3 tRNA genes are annotated in these 413 nt (G+C 50.6%); all 3 read left to right on the forward strand.

Annotated features, from left to right (window positions below):
- Positions 1-114 precede the first annotated feature (114 nt).
- Positions 115-206 (forward strand) — tRNA-Ser (locus C170_RS26665).
- Positions 207-249: 43 nt separating this feature from the next.
- Positions 250-326: transfer RNA gene (locus C170_RS26670), tRNA-Met, on the forward strand.
- 9 nt (positions 327-335) lie between these two features.
- Positions 336-411: transfer RNA gene (locus C170_RS26675), tRNA-Val, on the forward strand.
- Positions 412-413: the final 2 nt, after the last annotated feature.

Genomic DNA, 413 nt, shown 5'->3' on the forward strand with positions numbered 1-413 from the left:
TGACCAGTACTAATCGGTCGAGGGCTTATCCAATAGCAAGTTGTAATTCGCATGTTTCGTTTCGAATCTAGTTTTCAGGGAGCAATCCTTGAATGATGTTGATGATTGTTATTTGGAGAGATACCCAAGTGGCTATAAGGGGACCCTCTGCTAAGGGGTTAGACTGCGTAAGCGGTGCGAGGGTTCGAATCCCTCTCTCTCCGCCATCTTTACCTAAAGATGGACAAGCAATCAAGACACAATTTATATGGCGGTGTAGCTCAGCTGGCTAGAGCGTACGGTTCATACCCGTAAGGTCGGGGGTTCGATCCCCTCCGCCGCTACCATATTACCCAGGAGGCTTAGCTCAGCTGGGAGAGCATCTGCCTTACAAGCAGAGGGTCGGGGGTTCGATCCCCTCAGCCTCCACCATA

The sequence above is a fragment of the Paenibacillus sp. FSL H7-689 genome (genome assembly GCF_000517905.1).
GTDB lineage: Bacteria > Bacillota > Bacilli > Paenibacillales > Paenibacillaceae > Paenibacillus > Paenibacillus amylolyticus.